At 66.2% G+C, this 17407-nt stretch carries 19 protein-coding genes and 1 tRNA gene; 11 read left to right on the plus strand and 9 right to left on the minus strand.

Annotated features, from left to right (window positions below):
• The coding region (locus RSW2DRAFT_RS04900) for a 3-hydroxyacyl-CoA dehydrogenase family protein (protein WP_008028647.1) at window positions 1-318 on the plus strand (318 nt) is incomplete at its 5' end.
• 1 nt (window position 319) lies between these two features.
• On the opposite strand, the gene RSW2DRAFT_RS04905 is transcribed toward RSW2DRAFT_RS04900, so the two are convergent.
• Complete coding sequence (locus tag RSW2DRAFT_RS04905; RefSeq protein WP_008028649.1) at window positions 320-535, minus strand: hypothetical protein; 216 nt, start codon at window positions 533-535, stop codon at window positions 320-322.
• Between the two features lie 111 nt (window positions 536-646).
• Between RSW2DRAFT_RS04905 and RSW2DRAFT_RS04910 the strand changes: the two genes are divergently transcribed.
• On the plus strand, window positions 647-1282 hold the full coding sequence (locus RSW2DRAFT_RS04910) for a malonic semialdehyde reductase (protein ID WP_008028651.1): 636 nt from the start codon (window positions 647-649) through the stop codon (window positions 1280-1282).
• Window positions 1283-1356: 74 nt separating this feature from the next.
• Complete coding sequence (locus RSW2DRAFT_RS04915; protein WP_008028653.1) at window positions 1357-1611, plus strand: DUF2312 domain-containing protein; 255 nt, start codon at window positions 1357-1359, stop codon at window positions 1609-1611.
• A 3-nt stretch (window positions 1612-1614) separates the two neighbouring features.
• On the opposite strand, the gene RSW2DRAFT_RS04920 is transcribed toward RSW2DRAFT_RS04915, so the two are convergent.
• Window positions 1615-2487: a hypothetical protein gene (locus RSW2DRAFT_RS04920; RefSeq protein ID WP_008028654.1), complete on the minus strand. Its 873-nt coding sequence runs from the start codon at window positions 2485-2487 to the stop codon at window positions 1615-1617.
• A 99-nt stretch (window positions 2488-2586) separates the two neighbouring features.
• Here RSW2DRAFT_RS04920 and RSW2DRAFT_RS04925 point away from each other — a divergent pair, with 99 nt between their 5' ends.
• The 3 genes from RSW2DRAFT_RS04925 (at window position 2587) to RSW2DRAFT_RS04935 (ending at window position 4984) form a co-directional block, all read left to right on the plus strand.
• Window positions 2587-4254 carry an ABC transporter permease gene (locus RSW2DRAFT_RS04925; RefSeq protein ID WP_008028658.1) on the plus strand — a complete coding sequence of 556 codons (1668 nt, stop codon included), beginning with the start codon at window positions 2587-2589 and terminating at the stop codon, window positions 4252-4254.
• Between the two features lie 134 nt (window positions 4255-4388).
• A complete protein-coding gene (locus RSW2DRAFT_RS04930) occupies window positions 4389-4808 on the plus strand; it encodes a hypothetical protein (RefSeq protein WP_008028659.1) in 420 nt (139 codons plus the stop codon).
• A 99-nt stretch (window positions 4809-4907) separates the two neighbouring features.
• Window positions 4908-4984 (plus strand) — tRNA-Arg (locus RSW2DRAFT_RS04935).
• A gap of 151 nt (window positions 4985-5135) precedes the next feature.
• Here the strand turns inward: RSW2DRAFT_RS04935 and RSW2DRAFT_RS04940 are convergent.
• The 4 genes from RSW2DRAFT_RS04940 to rpsF all read right to left on the minus strand — a co-directional run bounded on the left by RSW2DRAFT_RS04940 (window position 5136) and on the right by rpsF (window position 8060).
• Complete coding sequence (locus tag RSW2DRAFT_RS04940; protein ID WP_008028661.1) at window positions 5136-6539, minus strand: aldehyde dehydrogenase family protein; 1404 nt, start codon at window positions 6537-6539, stop codon at window positions 5136-5138.
• 205 nt (window positions 6540-6744) lie between these two features.
• Window positions 6745-7320, minus strand: coding sequence for a 50S ribosomal protein L9 (gene rplI / locus RSW2DRAFT_RS04945; protein ID WP_008028664.1), 576 nt, complete (start codon window positions 7318-7320; stop codon window positions 6745-6747).
• Between the two features lie 12 nt (window positions 7321-7332).
• Entirely contained in the window at window positions 7333-7560 is a 228-nt protein-coding gene (gene rpsR, locus RSW2DRAFT_RS04950; RefSeq protein ID WP_008028665.1) for a 30S ribosomal protein S18, read from the minus strand.
• Between the two features lie 26 nt (window positions 7561-7586).
• Entirely contained in the window at window positions 7587-8060 is a 474-nt protein-coding gene (gene rpsF / locus RSW2DRAFT_RS04955; RefSeq protein WP_008028667.1) for a 30S ribosomal protein S6, read from the minus strand.
• Between the two features lie 336 nt (window positions 8061-8396).
• Here rpsF and RSW2DRAFT_RS18225 point away from each other — a divergent pair, with 336 nt between their 5' ends.
• Complete coding sequence (locus RSW2DRAFT_RS18225) at window positions 8397-9014, plus strand: DUF1345 domain-containing protein (RefSeq protein ID WP_008028669.1); 618 nt, start codon at window positions 8397-8399, stop codon at window positions 9012-9014.
• Between the two features lie 144 nt (window positions 9015-9158).
• Entirely contained in the window at window positions 9159-9731 is a 573-nt protein-coding gene (locus tag RSW2DRAFT_RS04965; RefSeq protein WP_008028671.1) for a YceI family protein, read from the plus strand.
• 60 nt (window positions 9732-9791) lie between these two features.
• On the opposite strand, the gene RSW2DRAFT_RS04970 is transcribed toward RSW2DRAFT_RS04965, so the two are convergent.
• Window positions 9792-10958 carry a cytochrome b/b6 domain-containing protein gene (locus RSW2DRAFT_RS04970; RefSeq protein WP_008028673.1) on the minus strand — a complete coding sequence of 389 codons (1167 nt, stop codon included), beginning with the start codon at window positions 10956-10958 and terminating at the stop codon, window positions 9792-9794.
• Between the two features lie 137 nt (window positions 10959-11095).
• On the opposite strand from RSW2DRAFT_RS04970, the gene fabD reads away from it, so the two are divergent.
• Window positions 11096-12028, plus strand: coding sequence for an ACP S-malonyltransferase (gene fabD / locus RSW2DRAFT_RS04975; protein ID WP_008028675.1), 933 nt, complete (start codon window positions 11096-11098; stop codon window positions 12026-12028).
• Between the two features lie 3 nt (window positions 12029-12031).
• Here fabD and RSW2DRAFT_RS17120 read toward each other — a convergent pair whose 3' ends face one another.
• The gene (locus tag RSW2DRAFT_RS17120) at window positions 12032-12724 is read right to left on the minus strand and encodes a DUF2726 domain-containing protein (protein ID WP_008028678.1); all 693 of its coding nucleotides are present in this window, start codon (window positions 12722-12724) and stop codon (window positions 12032-12034) included.
• A 158-nt stretch (window positions 12725-12882) separates the two neighbouring features.
• Here RSW2DRAFT_RS17120 and tgt point away from each other — a divergent pair, with 158 nt between their 5' ends.
• Window positions 12883-14013: a tRNA guanosine(34) transglycosylase Tgt gene (gene tgt, locus RSW2DRAFT_RS04985; protein WP_008028680.1), complete on the plus strand. Its 1131-nt coding sequence runs from the start codon at window positions 12883-12885 to the stop codon at window positions 14011-14013.
• Window positions 14014-14094: 81 nt separating this feature from the next.
• Here tgt and RSW2DRAFT_RS04990 read toward each other — a convergent pair whose 3' ends face one another.
• Window positions 14095-14607, minus strand: a complete 513-nt coding sequence (locus RSW2DRAFT_RS04990) for a hypothetical protein (RefSeq protein WP_008028681.1) — start codon at window positions 14605-14607, stop codon at window positions 14095-14097.
• Window positions 14608-14918: 311 nt separating this feature from the next.
• Here RSW2DRAFT_RS04990 and lon point away from each other — a divergent pair, with 311 nt between their 5' ends.
• A complete protein-coding gene (lon, locus tag RSW2DRAFT_RS04995) occupies window positions 14919-17327 on the plus strand; it encodes an endopeptidase La (protein WP_008028683.1) in 2409 nt (802 codons plus the stop codon).
• The last annotated feature ends 80 nt before the right edge of the window (window positions 17328-17407 follow it).

Here is a 17407-nt window from a genome sequence, read left to right on the forward strand (position 1 = left end):
GGCGCGCTGCCCGCCCGCGCCGAGGCCGAGGCGATCCGCCGCCGGGTGCTTTCGGCGATGGCCAACGAGGGCGCGCGGCTGGTGGGGTCTGGGGCGGCGCTGCGGCCCTCGGACATTGATGCCGCGCTGTTTCTGGCGATGGGCTTTCCGCGCTGGCAGGGTGGGCCGATGCACTGGGCCGATACCGAGGGGCTGATGGTGCTGCGCCGCGATTTGCGGCTTTGGGCCGAGGAGGCGCCGGAACTTTGGGGCGTGGCGCCGCTGATCGACCAGTTGATCGGCATGGGCCTGCATTTTTCCGACATGAACGCCGGGTAGATCAGCCCAGCAGGATGCCCGCCACCACCGCCATCAGCCCGATCACCGAAACCCCAAGGGCCGCCATGTTCAGCATCACCACATGCTGCAGCCGGGCGCGCAGCACCTCGTCGGGCAGTTTGGCACGGCGGGCCTGCATCGCCAGAAAGATGCACCAGATCAGCCCGCCCACCCCGGCCAGCGACAGCACCGCACCGATCCAGATCAGATATTGCATGGTCTTGTCCCTTCGTTGCTGGCGGCTGCGGCAGGGGCTTTCCCTTTGCGCCGCTTCGGCGTAACCGAGGCGTCGGGCCAAGACAAGGCCCGCGCAACACGAGGTGTCGGGATGGACGAGTCTGCAGCAGCAGCGGTGCGGAACATGCGGCAAAGGCTGGGCGAAATCGCCCCCGATGGGCTGGACCTGCTGTTTCGCGACGCCCGGACCCATTACGGCTGGGACGGCCGCCCGGTGACCGATGCCACGCTGCAACAGGCGCTGGCTCTGGCGGCGATGGGGCCGACCGCCTTCAACCAGCAGCCGCTGCGGGTGATCTTCGTGCGCTCGCCCGCGGCCAAGGCGCGGCTGGCTCCGGCGCTGAGTGCGGGCAATCTGGAAAAGACCATGGCGGCCCCGGCAACGGCGATCATCTGCTTTGATCTGGAATTCTGGCGCAACCTGCCAGAGCTGTTTCCGGCCTTTCCGGCGGCGCAGGGCATTTTCGAGGGCAATCCCGACGGGGCGCGGGCTTCGGCACAGCGCAACGGCACCTTGCAGGCGGGCTATTTCATACTGGCCGCGCGGGCGCTGGGTCTGGATTGCGGGCCGATGTCGGGTTTCGATGCGGCCAAGGTGGCGGCAGCCTTTCTGGACGGTCGGCCCTGGGAGGTGAACTTTCTGATCAACCTCGGCCACGGCGACCCCGCACAGGTGCAACCCCGCGGGCCGCGGCTCAACTTCGCGCGGATGGCGCAGATTCTGTGACCGCGGCGGCTTGATCCGGCCCCCGGCCAAGGGTAGGGAGGGCGGCAATCCGCACCGCAGAAAACGAGGCCGCCATGTCCGATCCGACCGACAACTACGCCGTCACCGCCGAAGAGCTGCGCCAGTTCATCGAACGCTTCGAACAACTGGAAGCCGAAAAGAAGGACGTGACCGAGCAGCAGAAAGAGTTGATGGCCGAAGCCAAGGGTCGCGGCTATGACACCAAGGTGCTGCGCAAGGTGGTGGCGCTGCGCAAGCGCAAGCCCGACGACATCGCCGAGGAAGAAGCGGTGCTGGAGCTTTACAAGACCGCGCTGGGGATGGCCTGAGCCTTACGGCGCCAGAAAGGTGACGCCCGGCATCTGCGCGATCCAGGCGGCATCCTGTTCGTATTGCAGGGTCATCGCCGCCACCAGATCCTCGGTCCAGCCGGGCATCTGCAGCTCCAGGTCGATCTGCTCGGGCCGGGCGAACTTGTCCAGAAACGCCGAAACGATGCGCCGCCGCTGTTCCACGGTCTGCGGCGCATGGCTGTCCAGATAGCCGGTCATGCGGCGGAAGCCGTCTTCGGTCATGATCGAGGCCAGCAGGTCGTCGCAATCGTCAAGCCGGGTCAGCGGCGCGTGGCCCGACACCGATTGCAGCACCTCGGGCCAGATCAGCGGCGTGTCCTCGTCGCACCACACATGCAGCGGCACGCCGGGGTTGCGGGCCAGGATATTCTCGATCAGGTCCGACCAGCGCAGGTCCATGGGCTGACTGCCCTCGATGAACTCGGCATAGCTTTTGCCGCGCAGCTTTTTCAGCAGGCAGGGCAGGAAGGTGGCCGGGTTGCGGATGGCCAGGTGAAACTCGGCGTCGATTTCGGGGAAGATCTGGGTGATGGCGCGCAGCCGCTCGCCGCCCGAAGGGTAGAGCGAGCCTTTCAGAACCCATTGCGGGAACGACAGAAATCCGTCCCACGAAAGCACCAGCCGTTCGGCCACGTCTTCGTCCATGATCTGATCCAGCACCAGCGCCTGGGTGTCGCGGCTGGCGGCGGTGCCTTTCAGGGTGATGGCGGTATCGCGGATCAGGCTGCGGTAGCGGGCAGGGCCGGGCACCACGATACCCTGCGCCGACAGCGCGCCGCGGTTCTTCAGCAGGCATTTCAGCAGCCGCTCTTCATCGGTGCAATGGGCGCCGAGGTGATAGACGATGCGCATCGGGTGTCGGGGTCCAGCGTTTGAAAAGGCGGTTTTGCTGGCGCGACTATACGGGCTTTTCTGGACAGTTAAACCGGTTTCCTGTAATTCGGGGCGGTGATGACCAAGCAAAACAGTCAAGTTCAGCCCCGCAGGCTGCCGCGCCCCGATCTGTGGTCGCTGGGGGCGCTGCTGATTGCCGCCCTGGTGGCGGCGCCGATCTTGTCGGTGCTGTGGATCGCCTTTCATCCGGTGGAAAACATCTGGCCGCATCTGCTGGCCTCGGTGCTGCCGCGCTATCTGGCAAATACCGCGGTGCTGATGCTGGGGGTGGGGCTGCTGACCGCCGCGGTGGGGGCGGGGGCGGCCTGGCTGGTGACGATGTATCGCTTTCCCGGCAGTCGGGTTCTGGATGTGGCGCTGCTGTTCCCGCTGGCGGTGCCGGCCTATGTCGGCGCCTATGCGCTGGTGGATTTCTTCGATTATTCCGGCGTGGTGCAGGTGGGCCTGCGCAGCGCCGCGGGCTATGCCTCGGCGCGCGACTACTGGTTCCCCGAGGTGCGCTCGCGTTGGGCGGCGGTGCTGGTGCTGGCGGCGGCGCTGTATCCTTACGTCTATCTGCTGGCGCGGGCGGCGTTCCGCGAGCAGTCGGGCTGCTCCTACGAGGTGGCACGGGCCTTGGGCGCCGGGCCATGGGGGCTGTTTTTCCGGGTCGGCCTGCCACTGGCGCGACCGGCGATTGCCACCGGCGTGGCGCTGGCCTTGATGGAGACGGTGGCTGATTACGGCACCGCCACGCATTTCGGGGTGCAGACCCTGACCACCGGCATCTTTTCGGTCTGGCTGACCGGGGGTAATGCCGGGGGGGCGGCGCAGATCGCGCTGGTGATGCTGGCGGTGATCGTGCTGTTGCTGGCGCTGGAGCGCAGCAGTCGCCGCAACGCCCGCTATCACCGGCTGTCGCGGGCCAGCCGTCCGGTGGAACCGACGGTTTTGCCGGGGGCTCGCGGGTTGCTGGCCATGGGGCTGTGCGCGGTGCCGTTCGGGATGGGCTTCGTGTTGCCGGTGGCGGTGATGGCGGGGCATGCGCTGCGCAACCCGCAGGCCTGGGTTTCGCCCGGGCTGGGGCAGGCGCTGGTCAACACGTTGCTGGTCGGTGGCTCGGCGGCGGCGCTGACGGTGGCGGCGGCGCTGTTTCTGGTTTACGGCGTGCAGCTTTCGGGCCGCGCCTTGCCACGCCTGATGCTGCCGGTGACGACTTTGGGCTATGCCGCACCCGGAGCGGTGCTGGCGGTGGGCCTGCTGGTGCCGCTGGCGGCGCTGGACCATCGGCTGGCGGATGGCATACTGGCGCTGACCGGGCATGACCCCGGCCTGCTGCTGACCGGCACTTCGGCGGCGATCGTGCTGGCCTATGTGGTGCGGTTCTTTGCCATTGCCCAGGGCGCGGTGGATGCGGCCTTCGGGCGAATCTCGCCCAATCTGCCGCTGGCGGCGCGGTCGCTGGGGCGCGGCGCGGGCGGCACCTTGCGCAGCGTCTATCTGCCGTTGATGCGCGGCTCGGTCGCCACGGCACTGCTGGTGGTGTTCGTCGATTGCGTCAAGGAACTGCCGGCGACGCTGCTGCTGCGGCCCTTCAACTTCAACACCCTGGCCACCCGCACCCAGGAACAGGCCAGCCTGGAGCGGCTTGGCGAGGCGGCGCCCGCGGCTTTGCTGGTGATGCTGGTGGGGCTGGCCGCGGTGGTGCTGCTGGCCCGGGCCAACATCCGCAGCGCCCGCGGCTGAAACGTCGCGGGTGCCTGCGAGCCTCCGACAGGCCGCGCCCGCGCGTCTTTTGTGCTTCCTTGACGCATGTCATGGCGATTTTGCCATGTTGGTCGTGAAATTCCGCCGTTGGTGACAACTCGGAGAGGTGCGACATGCGCGACAATTCTCTGAACCGGAGCCGTTTCTTTCTGGCATTGGCCGTGTGCACGGGCGTGGCGGTGGGCGTGGCCTCGCGGGCGCAGAACACCCTGAGCGAGGCCGATCTTGTTGGGGTCTGGCAAGGCGCGGAGATCACCGGTGATCTGGTGATTTCGGGCGAGGTGATGTTCTTTCCCGACGGCCATTACCAACGCAGCCATGTCCTTGGGCAGTTGATGACCATGACCAGCGGGCCTTACCGCGTGGCTGAAAACTGGGTGCATTTCGCAGTCGATGACTATGAGCCCAAATGGTATGCCGGGGTGGCGCAATATCCGCCGCCATCGGAAACCTGGGTTCTGGAGCAGTTCGATGGCGTCCAGCTGAGTGGATCGGTAGGCATCACCCGGATCGACTATCACCGGGTGCAATGAAGCGGTGGTATGGCTGCGGATTGGGCTGCGGTTTGGGTTGCGGTTTGGGTTGCGGTTTGGGTTGCGACTGGTTTGCGAAGCGGCTATAAAACGCGCGAAGCACCCGTAGCTCAGCTGGATAGAGCGCTGCCCTCCGAAGGCAGAGGCCACACGTTCGAATCGTGTCGGGTGCACCAATCTGATCAATAGCTTGGGTGGTGTTTGGCCCGGTGCCTTCTGAAACGGGATGCACCCGGACAGCACGAAGTGGGTCAGGGCAGGTTCTGTCACGCGAATCCGCGCGCATCACGCTTGATCCTGCGCGGGTCCCTGGTGCCCGGTCACGGATCACCCCAGCAGCCGTCCGATCATCCCGGTCAGCCGGTTCACCCCGCTTGTATAGGGCGGGAACAGCAGCGGCAGCGCCGAAAAGCGGTTGGCAAGGATCGCGCGTTCGTGACTGAAGGCGCGGAAGCCGTGCAGCCCATGCGCAGCCCCGATGCCGGAATTGTTGACGCCGCCGAACGGCAGGCCGGGATGGCTGTAGTGCAGCATCGTCAGGTTCACCCCGACCGCGCCGGAACTGGTGGCGGCGATGATCCGGTCCACCCGGGCGCGGGTTCGGTCAAAGACATACAGCGCCAGCGGCTTGGGGCGGGCGTTGATGCGGGCCAGAACCTCGGCCAGATCGTCATAGGCGATTATCGGCAGGATCGGGCCGAAGATCTCTTCGCGGTCGATGGCCATTTCCGGGGTGATCGCCTCGATCAGCGTCGGGCCAAGCCCGCGGCCTTGCTGGCCACCGTCCAGCAGCAGGCGCGCACCGCGGGACAGCGCGTCGCGGGTCAGCCCGGCCAGGCGGGCGGCATGGGCGTCGTTGACGATCCGCGCCAGATTTGGGCTGGTGGGGCCTGAACCATAGGCATGGGCGATGCGCTCGCGCAGCAGCGCCAGAAAGCGGTCCTTGACCGCGACATGCACGAACAGATGATCGGGCGCGATGCAGGTCTGGCCGGCATTGGCGAACTTGCCGAAGGCCAGCCATTTCGCCGCCTGCTCCAGATCGGCATCCGGGCCGATGATGGCCGGGGATTTGCCGCCCAGCTCCAGCGTGACCGAGGCCAGATGCTGCGCTGCCGCCGCCATCACGATCTTGCCCACCTCCGGACTGCCGGTGAAAAAGATGTGATCGAACGGCAGCGCCAGCAGCGCCTGCGCCACTTCCTTGCCGCCCTCGACCACCGCCACCAGGTCGGGCGGGAAGGTGTCGGCCAACAGCCGCGCCAGCAGCGCCGAGGTGGCGGGTGTCAGTTCCGAGGGCTTCACGATGGCGCTGTTGCCCGCCGCCAGACAGGACACCAGCGGCCCCAGCGCCAGGTTGAACGGGTAATTCCAGGGGGCGATGATCAGGCAGACCCCGCGCGCCTGCGGGGCGATGCGCGCCGAGGTGCCGAAGGTCGTCAGCGTCGGTGCCACCCGGCGCGGCCGCATCCAGCGGCGCAGATGCCGCGAGGTGTGGCTGATCTCCTGCAAGACCGGCAGGATCTCGGTCAGGATCACCTCGGCCTCGGGCTTGCCGAAATCCTGTGCCAGGGCTGCGATGATGGCCGCCTTATGGGCGCGGATGGCCGAAGCCAGCCGGTGCAGCGCGGTGCGGCGCTCGGCCAGCCCGAAGGTCAACCGGCGGTTTTCCACCCCGGCCTGCTGGGCGGCAAAAAGCGGCTCTGGCCCGTGGTCCGCTAGGTCTTTCACACGCGCCTCCTTCGGCCCGGCGCCGTGCGATGGCGGCGAAGGGCGTTTGGCATCAGGCCGCTGCGGATCGAGGCCGCGGCCAGTGCTGATCCTGACACCGCGCGCCGATCTGCGCAACACGCACGGGCAAATCCGTGCCGCTGCCCGACAAGGCAAAGGCCGCGCCGGTTGCCCGACGCGGCCTTTGATTGCGGTTGGGAAGGCCTTAGAGGTCTTCGCCGTCCTGCGCCGCACCCATTTCGTCGAACAGGTTGGCGATTTCGAAATCGGCTTCGGCTTCGGCTTCGGCTGCCAGTTCCTGGATCGACTTGCCCGAGGCTTGCAGTTCGGCCTCTTCGACCGAACGGGCGACGTTCAGGGTGATCTTGACCACGACTTCCGGGTGCAGCACCACGGAAACCGCGTGCAGGCCCAGATCCTTGATCGGACGGTCGAGCACCACTTGCGCCCGGTTCACGCTGAACCCGGCGGCGGTGGCAACCTCGGCGGCGTCACGCGTGGTGACCGAGCCGTAAAGCGCGCCCGAATCGGAAGCCGAGCGGATGACCACGAAGATCTGGCCATCGAGCTTGGTGCCGACGACTTCGGCTTCCTTGCGGGTTTCCAGGTTCTCGGCTTCGAGATGCACCTTCTTGGCCTCGAACGAGGCGATGTTGGCGGCATTGGCACGCAGCGCCTTGCCTTGCGGCAAAAGGAAGTTGCGCGCGAAGCCGTCTTTCACGTTGACGACTTCGCCCATCTGGCCAAGCTTGGCCACGCGTTGCAGAAGAATGACTTGCATGGGTTTTGCTCCTTAGCGCACGGCATAGGGCAGCAGGGCAAGGAAGCGGGCGCGCTTGATGGCCGTGGCCAGTTCGCGTTGCTTCTTGGCCGAGACCGCGGTGATGCGCGAGGGCACGATCTTGCCACGCTCGGAGATGTAGCGCTGCAGGGTGCGGGTGTCTTTGTAGTCGATGGCCGGTGCATTGTCGCCCGAGAACGGGCAGACCTTGCGGCGGCGGAAAAACGGTTTGGTCGCCATTTGGTTGGTCCTTTCCTGTCTGGGGATCAGCGACGCGGGCCGCCGCCGAAGCCGCCCCGGTCACCACCGAAGCCGCCACGGTCGCCGCCACTGCGTTCGGGACGATCACCAAAGGCCGGGCGTTCGCGGCGTTCGCCGCCAAAGCCGCCTTCGGGCCGGTCGCCGCGGTCACGCTCGTCACGCTTCTGCATCTGGACCGAGGGCCCTTCGACATGGGCATCGACCTTGATGGTCAGCACGCGCATCACGTCGTCATGCAGGCGGGCAAGGCGTTCCATTTCCTGAATGGCCGCCGACGGCGCGTCGGTTTTCAGGAAGGCATAGTGGCCCTTGCGATTCTTGTTGATCTTGTAGGCCATCGTCTTGACGCCCCAGTATTCGTGTTCAACGACTTTGCCGCCGTTGTCCGCGATGACCGTGGAGAAGTGTTCGATGAGGCTTTCGGCCTGCGTCGAGGAAATATCCTGACGCGCGATCATGACATGCTCGTAAAGCGGCATGTAGGCTCCGTTCTGTCTGGGCGCATTTCATCGGTCGGGCGTGTGCTTGCCGCTGCCGGACCACGAGGGGATGCGCCGGGTCAAGGGACTGCGGCAAGATGCGGGTTTCTACACGGCGGGCTGGGGGGATGCAAGCGGGAAGATTGGTGGGTTTCGATTTGGCAGGGTATTGAAATTGTGGGGATTTGCGGGGGGGCAAGCAGGGGGGCTGTCTGCCCCCCTCGGCCTTCGGCCTCACCCCCCGAGGATATTTTCGCAAAGGAGAATGGGGAAGGGGTGGAATTGCTTGTGGGGGAGGGCGGGCTTAGGGTGAGCGGGGCGATTGGAGGGCATGGGGTGCGGCATCCGCGATTTCTGGTGTTTCTGGCGGTGTTGGCGCTGGTGGGCGGGGCGGCGGCCTGGGGCCTTGGCGCGGTGTCGGGGATCGTGATCGGCTTTGATGCGGCGGCGGCGGTGTTTCTGGCGACCTGTCTGCCGTTGTGGCTGGACGATCATCCCGACCGGATGCGGGCGCGGGCGGCGCGGGACGATGGCGGGCGGGGCTTGCTGTTGCTGGTGTCGGTCAGTGCGCTGGTGGTGGTGGTGCTGGCGTTGGCGCAGTTGATCGGCGGGCGGCAGGCGCAGGATATGGGAAGTTTCGCGCTGCTGGTGGGGACGCTGCTTTCGGCCTGGCTGTTTGTCAATCTGGTCTTCGCCTTTCACTATGCGCATGTGTTCTATGATCAGGCGGGCGGCAAGGATGTGGGCGGTTTGGGGTTTCCGGGGGCCGAGCCGCCGATCTTTGCCGATTTCTGCTATTTCTCCTTCGTGATCGGCATGACCAGTCAGGTGTCGGACGTGCCGGTGCTGGCGCGCAGTTTGCGGCGGGTGGTGATGGTGCAGGGGATCATCGCCTTTCTGTTCAATCTGGGGGTGCTGGCGCTGACGGTGAACGTGCTGGCGGCGGTGCTTTAGCCGGGCCACGCAGTTGTGAGTGTTCGGCGGTGAACAGGGGCTGTTCGGGGCTGTGCATTGAGGCGGGGCGGCGGATCGGGCAAGTTGGGGGCAGCCGGAATTCTTCGGCAGAGCAATCGTTTACCAGAACCGGAGATCTTACCCATGCGTTTCACCCCTGTCGCGCTGATCGGCGCGCTGCTGGCCGCCCCGGCCTTTGCCGCCCCCGAGGCCTATGTGCTGGACCCCAGCCATTCGCAGATCGTGTTCAGCTACAACCACCTGGGCTATTCGACCACCACCGCGATGTTCTCGGGCTTCGAGGGGACCATCAGCTTTGACGCCGAGGCCCCCGCCGCATCGTCGGTGTCGGTGGCGTTTCCGGTCAAGACCATGCTGACCGGCTGGCAGGCGCGGTTTGATCATTTTATGACGCCGGATTTCTTTGGCGCCACCGATGACGAGATGGTGTCGTTTGTCTCGACCGGCATCGAGGTGACGGGCGAGAAGACCGCGAAGATCACCGGCGATTTCACCCTGAATGGTGTCACCAAGCCGGTGGTGCTGGACGCGGTGCTGAACGCCGCGGGCGAGCATCCGATGGAAAAGAAGCCGTGGCTGGGGTTCAGCGCCACCACCGCGTTGCTGCGGTCGGATTTCGGGCTGGGGGCGTTTGCGCCCTATGTGTCGGATGAAGTGCCGGTGACGATCTCGATCGAGGCGATGAAGGCGGAGTGATCCGGCTGCAAGCGTAAGGAAAGGCCGCCGGGGAAACCTGGCGGCCTTTTGCGTTTGCGGTCAGCGGCGGGTGGCGGTCAGGGCGATACTGACGGTGACGGGGAAGCCCACGGTGGCCTCGTCGGGGTAGGCGGTGCCGATCTGGAAGGCGCGGCGGTCGAGGGTCGCGGTGCCTTGCATCTGTGCGGTGTCGCCGGTGATCTGCAGGGTGAAGGGCAGGGTCAGCGGCTGGCTGATGCCGTGCAGCGACAGGGTGCCGGTGGCAAGGTAGGCTGTGCCATCGGCGGTGATCTCGGCGGTGAAGATGGCCGTGGGGTGCAAGGCGGCGTTCAGGAACTCGGGGCCTTTGGCCTGGTCGGTGACAGCACCGAGGGTCAGGGAGCTGGTGTCGATGCGGGCGGTGACGTGGTTGCCGGTGGCGGCCTCGGGGTCGAAGGTGATCTCGGCCGACCAGGTGGCAAAGCTGCCTTCGACCGCGGTGCCGAGGCGGGAGACCGAGAAGCTCAGGGTGCCGGAGGTGATTTGCCAGTTGCCGCTGGTGGCGGTCTGCGGGGCTTGCGCCGTGGGGGCGGGCGGGATCAGGGCGACGGCGAGGCCCGCGCCGAGGATATAGACGGCGAGGGCGGTCAGCAGCGGTTTGGTGGCGCGGCTGGCATGGGTTTGGCCTGCAGGGGTGCCGCGCAGCATGCGGGCCAGGGTGGAATCGCGGTCGATCAGGGCGTGTTTCAGCGCGCCTGCAACGTGCAGCAGGATTGCTGCGGCCATAAGCTTGGTGAACACCCAGTGCAGGGCGCTGGCCGCAGCGGCCAGGCTTTCGGATTTCGGCACCAAGGGCAGGTCTTGCCCCAGCGGCCACAGGATCGGCGCGAAGCCGGAGGTGGCGGCGTGATGCACCCAGCCCGACAGTGGCACCGCCAGCAGCGAGAGGTACAGCAGCCAGTGGGTCGCCTCGGCGGCGAAGGTTTCCAGCCGCCGTTCGGGGTGCAGCGGCGCGGGGCGGGTTTCGGTCAGCATGTAGGCGATGCGCAGCAGGGCCACGAAGAAGGTGGCGATGCCGAGGGTCTTGTGCAGCGAGAAAACGGCGGCCTTGGCTGCGGCGGCCTCGGCGCCGTCCACCGGCAGGGCATTGGCGTAAAGGCCAAGCGGGATGGCGGTCAGGATCAGCAGGGCGGTCAGCCAATGCAGGCTGCGGGCGGCTTTGCCGTAGGATCGGGTTGTGTTGCGCATGGGGTTTCTCCTGTTGCCGGGAAGGTAGCAGGGCGGGCCGGGGCCTTATACGGGGTGCGGCGCACAGGCCTTGTGCGAAAGATTGCACCCGGGCCGGGGGCGGAGTAACCAAGGGCAGGGTTGAAAAGGGGACCAAGATGAGCCGCGCATTCGTTTTTCCGGGGCAAGGGGCACAGACCATCGGCATGGGGCAGGCGCTTGCTGCGGCCTATCCGGCGGCGAAGGCGGTGTTCGACGAGGTGGACGAGGCCTTGGGCGAGAAGCTGTCGGCGCTGATCTGGCAGGGCGACATCGCGGCGCTGACGCTGACGCAGAACGCGCAGCCGGCGCTGATGGCGACCTCGATTGCGGCGCTGCGGGCGTTGCAGGCCGAGGGGATCGGAGTCGAGACGGCGGCGTTTGTGGCGGGACACAGCTTGGGGGAATATTCGGCGCTTTGTGCGGCGGGGGCCTTGGGGCTGGCTGATACGGCGCGGCTGTTGCGCATCCGCGGGGCGGCGATGCAGGAGGCGGTGCCGGTGGGTGTGGGGGCGATGGCGGCGCTGCTGGGCCTCGATTTTGCCGCTGCGGTGGAAGTGGCGGCAGAGGCGGCGCAAGGGGAAGTGTGTCAGGCGGCGAATGACAACGATCCGGGGCAGGTGGTGGTTTCCGGCCACAAGGGCGCGGTGGAGCGGGCGTTGGAGATCGCCAAGGCGCGGGGTGCCAAGCGGGCGCTGTTGCTGCCGGTCAGCGCGCCTTTCCATTGCGCGCTGATGCAGCCTGCGGCGGCGGTGATGGCCGAGGCTTTGGCGGGGGTGGTGATTGCAGCGCCTTCGGTGCCGGTGGTGGTGAACGTGCGGGCCGAGGCTGTGACCGAGCCTGACCGCATCCGCGATCTGCTGGTGGCGCAGGTCACAGGCTCGGTGCGCTGGCGGGAATCGGTGCTGTGGATGCAAGGGGCCGGGGTGACCGAGTTCTGGGAAATCGGTGCGGGCAAGGCGCTTTCCGGCATGATCAAGCGCACGGCTACGGGGGCTGTGACCCGCGCGGTGGGCACGCCCGAGGATGTGGCAGCGGCGGTGGCAGGGTAGGTTTCAGAGGCTTTCGATCACCGTGATGTCTGCTGCGGCGCTGGGGGGCAGGGTGTTGGCGGTCAGGATGCGGCGCAGCCGGGCCGTCACCTCGCCCGCGGTGAAGTTCGCATCGACCTCGATATAGGGCACCCCGGCCTTGCGCACCGCCTCGCGCTTGACGGAATCGCGCAGGAAGGCGCGGTTCTGGTAGTGGCCGCTGCCCTGATATTCGATGGCGGCGACCAAGCGGCCGGCGCGGTTGAACACCGCGAAATCCAGCCGTTTGGAGTTGATCGAGGCGAAGGCGGCCTGACGGTCGGCATCCGAGCCAAAGCCTTGCCGTGGCCGGATCACCTCGCCCAGCGATGTTTGCGCCATGACCCGGTGGCCGTCGCCAACCTCGCGGATCACGCTCTCCAGCACCGGAAGCAATCGGGCCTCCTCGCGGTTCAGCAGGGTGCAGACCTCGAATTCGACGGCGGCAATGGCATCCATCTGGGCGTGCGGGTTGGTCATTGCGGCCACTTGCGGCACGGCAAAGGGCACCACCTTGCGCCCCGGGGTTGGTCCTGACCGCAAGCTTGGGGTGCGGCGGCGCTTGCGACTGAACCGGGTGACCACCCAGCCGACCAGCAACAGGCAGATCACCGCCAGCCCTGCGGACAGACCCGGATCGTTGCCGAGCGCCGAGAAATGCGGGTTTTGCAGAATCATGGGACGACGCCGATTGCCAAAGCTGCCCCGTTCTGCACGCAGATTGCGGCGGCGGCATGGCCACGGGCAGGGCATGGCCGACCAGCCCCGGTTCAGGGCCTTGGCAAGCCGCCGGAATTGCCGCATGACGGCGGCGGGTTTGCAGGCAGGGCGCGGCGATGGCACAGGGCTTCGGGTTTCAGGTGGCGGCACGCGATGGCGCGGCGCGGACGGGCGTGATCTCGACCCCGCGTGGCGAGATCAGGACGCCCGCCTTCATGCCGGTGGGCACGGCGGCGACGGTGAAGGCGATGCTGCCGGACTCGGTGCGCGCCACGGGTGCCGATATCCTGCTGGGCAACACCTATCACCTGATGCTGCGCCCCACCGCCGAGCGGATTGCCCGGCTGGGCGGGCTGCACCGCTTCATGAACTGGGACCGGCCGATCCTGACGGATTCCGGCGGTTTTCAGGTGATGAGCCTGGCGTCCTTGCGCAAGCTGACCGAAGATGGCGTGACGTTTTCCAGCCACATCGACGGCTCGAAACACATGCTCAGCCCCGAACGCAGCATGGAGATCCAGAAGCTGCTGGGCAGCGATATCGTGATGTGTTTCGACGAATGCCCGGCGCTGCCCGCCACCGATGCCGAGGTGGCGAAAAGCATGGCGCTGTCGATGCGTTGGGCGCAACGCTCTCGCGATGCCTTTGGGAGCCGGCCCGGCCACGCGCTGTTCGGCATCATGCAGGGCGGCGTGACGCGGGAGTTGCGCGAGCAATCCGCCAAGGCGCTGACCGCGATCGGCTTTGACGGCTATGCCGTGGGCGGCCTTGCGGTGGGCGAGGGGCAGGAGGCGATGTTTTCGGTGCTGGACTACGCGCCCGGAATGCTGCCCGAGGACAAGCCGCGCTACCTGATGGGGGTGGGCAAGCCCGACGACATCGTGGGGGCGGTGCAGCGCGGCATCGACATGATGGATTGCGTGCTGCCCTCGCGGTCCGGGCGCACCGGGCAGGCGTTCACCCGGCACGGTGTGGTCAATATCAAGAACGCCCGGCATATGGATGACCCGCGGCCCCTGGACGAGGCCTGCACCTGCCCGGCCTGCCGCAGCTACAGCCGCGCCTATCTGCATCATGTGTTCAAAAGCGGCGAGATCATCGCCTCGATGCTGCTGACCTGGCACAATCTGCAATATTATCAGGACCTGATGGCAGGCTTGCGCGGGGCGATTGCGGCGGGGCGGCTGGGCGATTTTGCGGCGGATTTCCATGCCCAGCGGGCGGCGGGGGATATCGAACCGCTGTAAGGCCGGGAAAGACAAAATCCTTGGAAGGATTTTGCCAAGAATTTTCGAAAATTCTTGGGTCCGGACGGCGGGGCGGTCCGGTCAGTTCTTGCGCCGCAGTTCCAGCAGGATGGTCGCGCCGGGTTCAACCTTGCCGTCAAACTGGCTGTCCACCAGCCCGTCCTCGCAGATCACCGACAGGTAGGCGTTGGCGTTCAGCGAAATATCAGCCGTCATCTTTTGCCGCCCCGCGGTTTCCTGCAGCTTCCAGTCGGGTTCGGCCTTGAAGGCGTTCTTGAAATAAACCGAGGCCGCCACCAGCGCCAGCCGCACCGCGGTGGCACGGGCGAACTGGATGCCGACCACCGTTTCGGCCATCACCACGCCTGCGGACCTCTCGCGGCTGGCGGCGACCTGCATGCCGTTCGGCATCGGCTGCACCTGAAAGCCTGCCGCCGCGTTCATGCAACCCAGAAAACTGCCGGTCTGCATCAGCCCGGCCATCACCTGGGCGATCACCTCCATCATGCAGGCCGAATCGGGCGGTGCCAGCGCGGCATCTGCGGGGTGCATCTTCGCTGCGGCATCGGGATTCGGGCGGAAAATGTGGAACATTCTATTCAGTTTCCTCGGGGGCTCACAGCATCGGATTTCCGCCGCGATTGCGGCGCGATCAGGGCCGGATTCCGACGATTTCGCGGATTGCCGCCGCTGCAGCGCCCCTGCGGCACCGTGTCACCGCCGGTTTGGCAGGGGGAAGGGGCGCTCGATTGTGCCCTTGCCCCCACACCCGCTCGGGCGCATCATTCCTGACAAGCGATGGTTGACACGGGGCCACCCCGCCACCAGATATGACTGCTGACAGAGGGGAGGGGCGCGCTGCCGATGACCGGGGCCAGACCCTCCTGCCATACGAGGACAAGAGCATGAGCGACCAGCTTTTCCCCAGCTACCCGGTGTTGCCGCTGCGCGATATCGTGGTGTTCCCGCATATGATCGTGCCGCTGTTTGTGGGGCGCGAAAAATCGGTGCGGGCTTTGGAAGTGGTGATGGCCGAGGACCGGCAGATCCTGCTTTCCAGCCAGATCGACCCCACCGTTGACGACCCCGCCGCCGACGGCATCTATCGCGCGGGTGTTTTGGCCAACGTCTTGCAACTGCTGAAACTTCCCGATGGCACCGTCAAGGTGCTGGTCGAGGGCAAGTCGCGGGTGCGCATCACCGAATTCGTCGCCAACGACAGCCATTTCGAGGCCCGCGTGGCCCCCTTGACCGAACTGCCGGGCGATCCGGCGGTGGTCGAGGCGCTTTTGCGCACCGTGGCCGAGGAATTCGAGCGTTACGCCAAGGTCAAGAAGAACATCCCCGAAGAGGCGATGGCGGCGGTGTCTGATGCCACCGAACCGGCACGTCTTGCCGATCTGGTGGCAGGCCATCTGGGCATCGAGGTCGGGCTGAAACAGGCGCTGCTGGAGACGCTCGACGTCGCGGAACGCCTGGAAAAGGTTTACGGCCACATGCAGGGCGAAATGTCGGTCTTGCAGGTCGAGAAGAAGATCAAGTCCCGCGTCAAGACCCAGATGGAGCGCACGCAGCGCGAATATTATCTGAACGAGCAGATGAAGGCCATTCAGAAGGAGCTGGGCGACGGCGAGGATGGTCAGAACGAGGTGACCGAGCTGGAAGCCCGCATCGCGAGGACGCAGCTTTCCAAGGAAGCCCGCGACAAGGCCGATGCCGAGCTGAAGAAGCTGAAATCCATGTCGCCGATGAGCGCCGAAGCCACGGTGGTGCGCAACTATCTGGATTGGCTCTTGGGCGTGCCCTGGGGCACCAAATCGCGCACCAAGAAGGATCTGGGCAAGGCCCAGGCGGTGCTGGATGCCGACCATTACGGGCTGGAAAAGGTCAAGGAACGCATCGTCGAATACCTGGCGGTGCAGGCGCGCTCGGCCAAGCTGAAGGGGCCGATCCTGTGCCTGGTCGGCCCTCCGGGTGTCGGCAAGACCTCGCTTGGCCGGTCGGTGGCGCGGGCGACGGGGCGCGAGTTCATCCGTATCAGCCTTGGCGGCGTGCGCGACGAATCCGAAATCCGTGGCCACCGGCGCACCTATATCGGCTCGATGCCGGGCAAGATCATTCAGGCGCTGAAGAAGGCGAAAACCACCAACCCGCTGATCCTGCTGGATGAAATTGACAAGATGGGGCAGGATTTCCGCGGCGATCCGGCCAGCGCCATGCTGGAGGTGCTGGACCCCGAACAGAACTCGACCTTCACCGACCACTACCTGGAGGTCGAATACGACCTGTCGAACGTGATGTTCATCACCACCGCCAACAGCTACAACATGCCCTCGCCGCTGTTGGACCGGATGGAGATCATCCCGCTGGCCGGCTACACCGAGGACGAGAAGCGCGAGATTGCCAAGGGGCACCTGATCCCCAAGCAGATCGCCAACCACGCGCTGCGCAAGGGCGAGTTCAAGATCACCGATGCGGCGCTGACCGAGATCATCCGCACCTATACCCGCGAGGCCGGGGTGCGGAACCTGGAACGCGAGATTGCCAAGCTGGCGCGCAAGGCGGTTACGGAAATCGTCAAGGCCAAGTCCAAGACCGTCGAGGTGACGCCCGAGTCGCTGGAAAGCTGGCTGGGGGTGAAACGCTACCGTTACGGTCTGGCCGAGGCTACTGATCAGGTGGGGGTTGTTACTGGCCTCGCCTGGACCTCGGTTGGGGGGGAGCTTCTGTCGATCGAGGCGCTGCGCCTGCCCGGCAAGGGCCGGATGAAGACCACCGGCAAGCTGGGCGACGTGATGAAGGAATCCATCGAGGCGGCCTCCAGCTTCGTGCGCTCGATCAGCCCGGAACTGGGGATCAAGCCGCCGAAGTTCGAGACCATCGACATCCACGTTCACGTTCCCGAAGGGGCAACCCCGAAGGACGGGCCGAGTGCGGGCGTGGCGATGGTGACCTCGATCGTGTCGGTGCTGACCGGGATCGCGGTGAAGAAGGACGTGGCGATGACCGGCGAGGTGACGCTGCGTGGCAATGTGCTGCCCATCGGCGGCTTGAAGGAAAAGCTGCTGGCAGCACTTCGGGGCGGCATCAAGACCGTGCTGATCCCGGAGGAAAACGCCAAGGATCTGACCGAGATCCCCGACAACGTGAAGCAGGGGATGACGATCATCCCGGTTTCCAACGTGCGCGAGGTGCTGCGGCATGCCCTGGTGCGGATGCCCGAGCCGGTGGAATGGGACGAGGCCGCCGAGGAAGCCGCCGCTGCCGCCAAGGCCGCGGGTGGGGCGGCAGCCCCGGCGCAGACCGCGCACTAAGCGCAACGGCCAGAACAGCAAGGGGCGCGTCCTGCGGGGCGCGCCTTTTTCATGCCGCGGGGCAGGGGAAAGGCTTGGCT

This window comes from Rhodobacter ferrooxidans, from assembly GCF_000176015.1.
GTDB classification, from domain to species: Bacteria; Pseudomonadota; Alphaproteobacteria; order Rhodobacterales; family Rhodobacteraceae; genus Pseudorhodobacter_B; species Pseudorhodobacter_B ferrooxidans.

Excerpts from the sequence above, each read along its gene's own strand:
- RSW2DRAFT_RS04905 (WP_008028649.1), bottom strand. The coding sequence starts at position 535 with ATGCAATATCTGATCTGGATCGGTGCGGTGCTGTCGCTGGCCGGGGTG.
- RSW2DRAFT_RS04910 (WP_008028651.1), top strand. The coding sequence starts at position 647 with ATGGACGAGTCTGCAGCAGCAGCGGTGCGGAACATGCGGCAAAGGCTG.
- RSW2DRAFT_RS04915 (WP_008028653.1), top strand. The coding sequence starts at position 1,357 with ATGTCCGATCCGACCGACAACTACGCCGTCACCGCCGAAGAGCTGCGC.
- RSW2DRAFT_RS04920 (WP_008028654.1), bottom strand. The coding sequence starts at position 2,487 with ATGCGCATCGTCTATCACCTCGGCGCCCATTGCACCGATGAAGAGCGG.
- RSW2DRAFT_RS04925 (WP_008028658.1), top strand. The coding sequence starts at position 2,587 with ATGACCAAGCAAAACAGTCAAGTTCAGCCCCGCAGGCTGCCGCGCCCC.
- RSW2DRAFT_RS04930 (WP_008028659.1), top strand. The coding sequence starts at position 4,389 with ATGCGCGACAATTCTCTGAACCGGAGCCGTTTCTTTCTGGCATTGGCC.
- rplI (WP_008028664.1), bottom strand. The coding sequence starts at position 7,320 with ATGCAAGTCATTCTTCTGCAACGCGTGGCCAAGCTTGGCCAGATGGGC.
- rpsR (WP_008028665.1), bottom strand. The coding sequence starts at position 7,560 with ATGGCGACCAAACCGTTTTTCCGCCGCCGCAAGGTCTGCCCGTTCTCG.
- rpsF (WP_008028667.1), bottom strand. The coding sequence starts at position 8,060 with ATGCCGCTTTACGAGCATGTCATGATCGCGCGTCAGGATATTTCCTCG.
- RSW2DRAFT_RS04965 (WP_008028671.1), top strand. The coding sequence starts at position 9,159 with ATGCGTTTCACCCCTGTCGCGCTGATCGGCGCGCTGCTGGCCGCCCCG.
- RSW2DRAFT_RS04970 (WP_008028673.1), bottom strand. The coding sequence starts at position 10,958 with ATGCGCAACACAACCCGATCCTACGGCAAAGCCGCCCGCAGCCTGCAT.
- fabD (WP_008028675.1), top strand. The coding sequence starts at position 11,096 with ATGAGCCGCGCATTCGTTTTTCCGGGGCAAGGGGCACAGACCATCGGC.
- RSW2DRAFT_RS17120 (WP_008028678.1), bottom strand. The coding sequence starts at position 12,724 with ATGATTCTGCAAAACCCGCATTTCTCGGCGCTCGGCAACGATCCGGGT.
- tgt (WP_008028680.1), top strand. The coding sequence starts at position 12,883 with ATGGCACAGGGCTTCGGGTTTCAGGTGGCGGCACGCGATGGCGCGGCG.
- RSW2DRAFT_RS04990 (WP_008028681.1), bottom strand. The coding sequence starts at position 14,607 with ATGTTCCACATTTTCCGCCCGAATCCCGATGCCGCAGCGAAGATGCAC.
- lon (WP_008028683.1), top strand. The coding sequence starts at position 14,919 with ATGAGCGACCAGCTTTTCCCCAGCTACCCGGTGTTGCCGCTGCGCGAT.